The 4897-nt window shown below is 74.1% G+C and carries 5 protein-coding genes and 1 pseudogene; all 6 read left to right on the forward strand.

Annotation, left to right across the window (positions count from 1 at the left end):
• A pseudogene (locus IE312_RS40100) lies at nucleotides 1-455 on the forward strand (carbon monoxide dehydrogenase subunit G); the annotation flags it as partial.
• A gap of 46 nt (nucleotides 456-501) precedes the next feature.
• Nucleotides 502-1290, forward strand: coding sequence for an aldose epimerase family protein (locus tag IE312_RS14865; protein WP_189981936.1), 789 nt, complete (start codon nucleotides 502-504; stop codon nucleotides 1288-1290).
• Between the two features lie 10 nt (nucleotides 1291-1300).
• On the forward strand, nucleotides 1301-1849 hold the full coding sequence (gene pyrE, locus IE312_RS14870) for an orotate phosphoribosyltransferase (RefSeq protein ID WP_189981938.1): 549 nt from the start codon (nucleotides 1301-1303) through the stop codon (nucleotides 1847-1849).
• A gap of 144 nt (nucleotides 1850-1993) precedes the next feature.
• Complete coding sequence (fbaA, locus tag IE312_RS14875; RefSeq protein ID WP_189981940.1) at nucleotides 1994-3016, forward strand: class II fructose-bisphosphate aldolase; 1023 nt, start codon at nucleotides 1994-1996, stop codon at nucleotides 3014-3016.
• A 62-nt stretch (nucleotides 3017-3078) separates the two neighbouring features.
• Complete coding sequence (locus IE312_RS14880; RefSeq protein WP_189981942.1) at nucleotides 3079-4533, forward strand: MFS transporter; 1455 nt, start codon at nucleotides 3079-3081, stop codon at nucleotides 4531-4533.
• Between the two features lie 223 nt (nucleotides 4534-4756).
• Nucleotides 4757-4897: DUF3151 family protein (locus IE312_RS40105; protein ID WP_229899846.1), on the forward strand; the 141-nt coding region annotated here is incomplete at its 3' end.

Genomic DNA, 4897 nt, shown 5'->3' on the forward strand with positions numbered 1-4897 from the left:
ACGGCTGCACCGTCACGGCCGAGGGCGGCGCGGAGGCGTCCGGCCGGATCACGGAACTGCCGGCGGAGACGGTGACCGCGGCCGCGGCCAGGCTGCTGACCCGCTTCCTGGAAGCCCTCGCGGCGGACGACGAGGAGCGGACGGACCGGACCGAGGAGACCGGGGCCGCCAACACCCCCGCCCGCGCCGTGCACGCCGACCGGCTCTCCGACCGCCTCGCCGACGACTTCGCCGACACGGGCGAGCCGCCCGCCGAGGCCGCGCACGCCCGCCGCACGATGATCGGCCGCAGCGCCGAGGAGGTCGACCACGCGCCGCCGCGGGGCCGCTACGCGCCCGTGCCGGCCCCCCAGACCGTCACCGGCAACCCGGTCGTGCGCTGGGCGGCCCCCGCCGCGGCGCTGGCCCTGGCCTCGGCGATCGTGGTGACCCGCGCCCTGCGCAAGCGCCGCTGACCGCTGCGGCGCACGCCCCCTTGATCGCCCCAGTAGGGTCGTTCCTGTGAGCGACGAAGACATCACGCTGACCGCGGGCGACGCGGAAGTGACCGTGCGGCCCGGCAACGGCGGGCGGATCGGCGGGCTCCGGATCGGCGGCGTGGAGCTGCTGCGCCAGGGCGAGCGCTACGGCTGCTTCCCCATGGTGCCCTGGTGCGGCCGGACCCGCGAGGGCCGCTTCCTGGACGGCGGCACCGTCCGCCGGCTGCCGCTGAACGCCCCGCCGCACGCCATCCACGGCACCGCACGCGACGGCGCCTGGCGCACCGCACGGGCCACGGAGAACGAGGCGGTGATCACGTACGAGCTGACCGACCCCTGGCCGCACCCCGGCCGTGTCACCCAGGTCGTCACGCTCGCCGCGGACAGCCTGACGCTGACCATGTCCGTGGAGACCTACGACGACTCCTTCCCGGCCCAGCTCGGCTGGCACCCCTGGTTCCACCGCAACCTCGGCGGCCAGGACGTCCTGCTGGACTTCGCGCCCGCCTGGCAGGAGGAGCGCGGCCCCGACCACCTGCCCACCGGCAACCGCGTCGACCCGCGGCCGGGCCCCTGGGACGACTGCTTCGGCATGCCCGGCGGCGTCGACGTCACCCTCACCTGGCCCGAGCAGCTGGAGCTGAAGGTGACCAGCCGCGAGGAGTGGGTGGTGGTCTACGACGAGCAGGCCGAGGCCGTCTGCGTGGAGCCGCAGACCGGTCCGCCGAACGGGCTGAACACCCTTCCGCGCCTGGTCACCCCGCTGGACCCGCTGGAGGCCACCACCACCTGGAGCTGGCGCCGCCTCTAAGCTGGACGGCATGACGGACGTACGCGGCGCGCTGCTGCAGCAGATCAAGGACAAGGCCGTGGTGCACGGCAAGGTGACCCTCTCCTCCGGTCTGGAGGCCGACTACTACGTCGACCTGCGCCGCATCACCCTCGACGGCGAGGCCGCCCCGCTGGTCGGCCAGGTCCTGCTGGACCTGACCGCCGACCTGGAGTTCGACGCGGTCGGCGGGCTCACCATGGGCGCCGACCCGGTCGCTGCCGCCATGCTGCACGCCGCCGCCGCGCGCGGGCGCCGGCTCGACGCGTTCGTCGTCCGCAAGGCGGCCAAGGCGCACGGGCTGCAGCGCCGGGTCGAGGGTCCCGACATCGCCGGACGCCGCGTCCTGGTCGTCGAGGACACCTCCACCACCGGCGGCTCCCCGCTGACCGCCGTGGAGGCCGTCCGCGAGGCCGGTGCCGAGGTCGTCGCCGTCGCGACCATCGTGGACCGCGCGACCGGCGCCGCAGAGAAGATCGAGGCCGGCGCGGGTGTCCCCTACCGGTTCGCCTTCTCGAAGGATGAACTGGGGCTGGACTGACGACGCGGTGTGATCTGGACTTGACCGGGGGCGCCGCGTCGCGCCCCCCGTCTGGGAAGATGGGGCCGACGACGACGTCGCAACCCCAGGTCTAGGTCAGGGCCGCAACGCAAGAACCCGACCCGCAACACGAGGAGCGGACAGATGCCCATCGCAACCCCCGAGGTCTACAACGAGATGCTCGACCGGGCGAAGGCAGGCAAGTTCGCCTACCCGGCCATCAACGTCACCTCCTCGCAGACCCTGAACGCGGCGCTGCGCGGCTTCGCGGAGGCGGAGAGCGACGGCATCGTCCAGATCTCGACCGGCGGTGCCGAGTTCCTCGGCGGCCAGTACAGCAAGGACATGGTCACCGGCGCGGTCGCCCTCGCCGAGTTCGCGCACATCGTCGCGGAGAAGTACCCGGTCAACATCGCGCTGCACACCGACCACTGCCCGAAGGACAAGCTCGACGGGTACGTGCGTCCGCTGCTCGCGCTGTCCAAGAAGCGCGTCGACGCCGGTCTCACCCCGCTGTTCCAGTCCCACATGTGGGACGGTTCGGCGGAGACCCTGGCCGACAACCTGGCGATCGCGCAGGAGCTGCTGGAGCAGGCCCGCGCCGCCCGGATCATCCTCGAGGTGGAGATCACCCCCACCGGCGGCGAGGAGGACGGCGTCAGCCACGAGATCAACGACGAGCTGTACACCACCGTCGACGACGCGATCCGCACCGCCGAGGCCCTGGGCCTGGGCGAGAAGGGCCGCTACCTGCTGGCCGCCTCCTTCGGCAACGTGCACGGCGTGTACAAGCCGGGCAACGTCGTGCTCCGCCCCGAGCTGCTGAAGGAGCTGAACGACGGCGTCGCCGCGAAGTTCGGCAAGGCCGCCCCGTTCGACTTCGTCTTCCACGGCGGCTCCGGCTCCACCGAGCAGGAGATCCAGACCGCGCTGGAGAACGGCGTGGTCAAGATGAACCTGGACACCGACACCCAGTACGCGTTCACCCGGCCGGTCGCCGGTCACATGTTCGCGAACTACGACGGCGTCCTGAAGGTCGACGGCGAGGTCGGCAACAAGAAGGCCTACGACCCGCGGACCTGGGGCAAGCTGGCCGAGGCGAGCATGGCCGCGCGTGTCGTCCAGGCCACGCAGAACCTGCGTTCGGCGGGCAACCGGATCAAGTAGGCGGTACCCGACGGCGGGCCCGGCGGCTGTCCAAGCCGCCGGGCCCGCTGTATACCTGGGGCATGCCCGACGTCCGGCTGGCCTCGTCCCAGGGCAAGTGGATCCTGCTCACCACGGTCCTCGGCTCCGCCATGGTCATGCTGGACTCCACGGTCGTCAACGTCGCCCTGCCCCGCATCGGCCGCGACCTCGACGCCGACCTCGCCGCCCTGCAGTGGACGGTCAACGCCTACATGGTCACGCTGGCCGGCCTGATCCTGCTGGGCGGCTCCCTCGGTGACCGGTACGGCCGCCGGAAGGTGTTCGTGCTGGGCGTGGTGTGGTTCGCCGCCGCCTCCCTGCTGTGCGGTGTCGCGCCCGGCCCCACCGTGCTGATCGCCGCGCGGGCGCTGCAGGGCATCGGCGGCGCGCTCCTCACCCCCGGTTCGCTCGCCCTGATCCAGGCGTCCTTCCACCCCGACGACCGCAGCCGCGCGGTCGGGCTGTGGTCCGGCTTCGGCGGCATCGGCGCCGCCGTCGGCCCCTTCATCGGCGGCTGGCTGGTGGCCGGGCCCGGCTGGCGCTGGGTGTTCCTGCTCAACGTGCCGCTGGCGCTGCTGTGCGTACCGGTCGCCCTCCGGCACGTGCCGGAGTCCGCCGACGCCCGCGCCCACGGCCGCTTCGACGTCCTCGGCGCGGTGCTGGGGGCCCTCGCCCTCGCGCTGCTGACGTACGCGCTGATCGAGGCCCGGGGCGGCTCGGCGGTGGTCGCGGTCACCGCGGTGGCGGGCGTCGCGGCGGCCGTGGCGTTCGTCCGGGTCGAGCGGCACCGAGCGGACCCGATGCTCCCGCCGGACGTCTTCGCCTCCCGCCAGTTCACGGCGGTCAACCTTGTCACCCTGTGCGTGTACGCGGCCTTCGGCGGCTTCTTCTTCCTCACCGCCCTCCAGCTCCAGGTGGTGGCCGGCTACTCGCCGCCGGCCGCGGGGGCGGCGCTGCTGCCCACGACGGCCCTGATGCTGCTGTTCTCCGCCCGCTCCGGCGCCCTCGCCGACCGCACGGGTCCCCGGCTGCCGCTGACGGCCGGACCCCTGCTGTGCGCGGCGGCGATGCTGCTGATGCTGCGGGTGGGGGCGGACGCGGACTACCTCACCGACGTGCTCCCCGCCCTGCTGGTCATGGGCGCGGGCATGGTCACGCTGGTGGCCCCGCTGACGGCCTCGGTCCTCGCCTCCGTCGACGCCGGCCGGGCGGGACTGGCCAGCGGCATCAACAACGCGGCGGCGCGGGCGGCGGGGCTGGTGGCGGTGGCGGCGCTCCCGCTGCTCGCCGGGATGGGACCGGAGGCGTACCGCTCGCCGGCCGCGTTCGACGCGGCGTTCGGCCGGGCGATGCCGGTGTGCGCGGGGGTACTGGTGCTGGGCTCCTTGCTCGCGTTCGCCCTGGTGCGCCGGCCGGGCCCCGGCTGCCGGCGCCCGGAATGCCGCACCCACGGCAGCGTGGCGGCTCCGCCGCTGGAGGCGGGGGGCCGGGGGTAGGTCCGCTCCGGCGGGGGGTGAGTGCCGGGTCCGCCGGGGGGTGTGTCGGCTCCGCCGTGGGGGCTGGGCGCCGTGTCGGGCTGCGGGTGCGTCGTGGCCGGTCGCGCAGTTCCCCGCGCCCCTGGAGGGTTGCAGTGCCGTGGGCCGTGTCTCCGCGCCCCTTCGGGGCGCCTGCCGTACCCGTGCCGGAGTCGCGCTCGTGCCTGTGCGCCAAACTGGAGCCATGACGATTCACGAGAACCTTCTCGGCGGGCCGGCCCCGACCCACCTGCCCGACGATCCGGAGCCCCGCCAGGCCCTGGCGGCCGGTACCGCCCCGGCGGACGTCGCCGCCCAGCACCCGACCTCCTCCCTCGCCTGGGCC

It is taken from the genome of Streptomyces capoamus, assembly GCF_014654935.1.
In the GTDB taxonomy this organism is placed as follows: domain Bacteria; phylum Actinomycetota; class Actinomycetes; order Streptomycetales; family Streptomycetaceae; genus Streptomyces; species Streptomyces capoamus.

Bases quoted from the DNA above. Each gene is read 5' to 3' on its own strand.
- IE312_RS14880 (WP_189981942.1), top strand. From the start codon at position 3,079: ATGCCCGACGTCCGGCTGGCCTCGTCCCAGGGCAAGTGGATCCTGCTC.
- pyrE (WP_189981938.1), top strand. From the start codon at position 1,301: ATGACGGACGTACGCGGCGCGCTGCTGCAGCAGATCAAGGACAAGGCC.
- fbaA (WP_189981940.1), top strand. From the start codon at position 1,994: ATGCCCATCGCAACCCCCGAGGTCTACAACGAGATGCTCGACCGGGCG.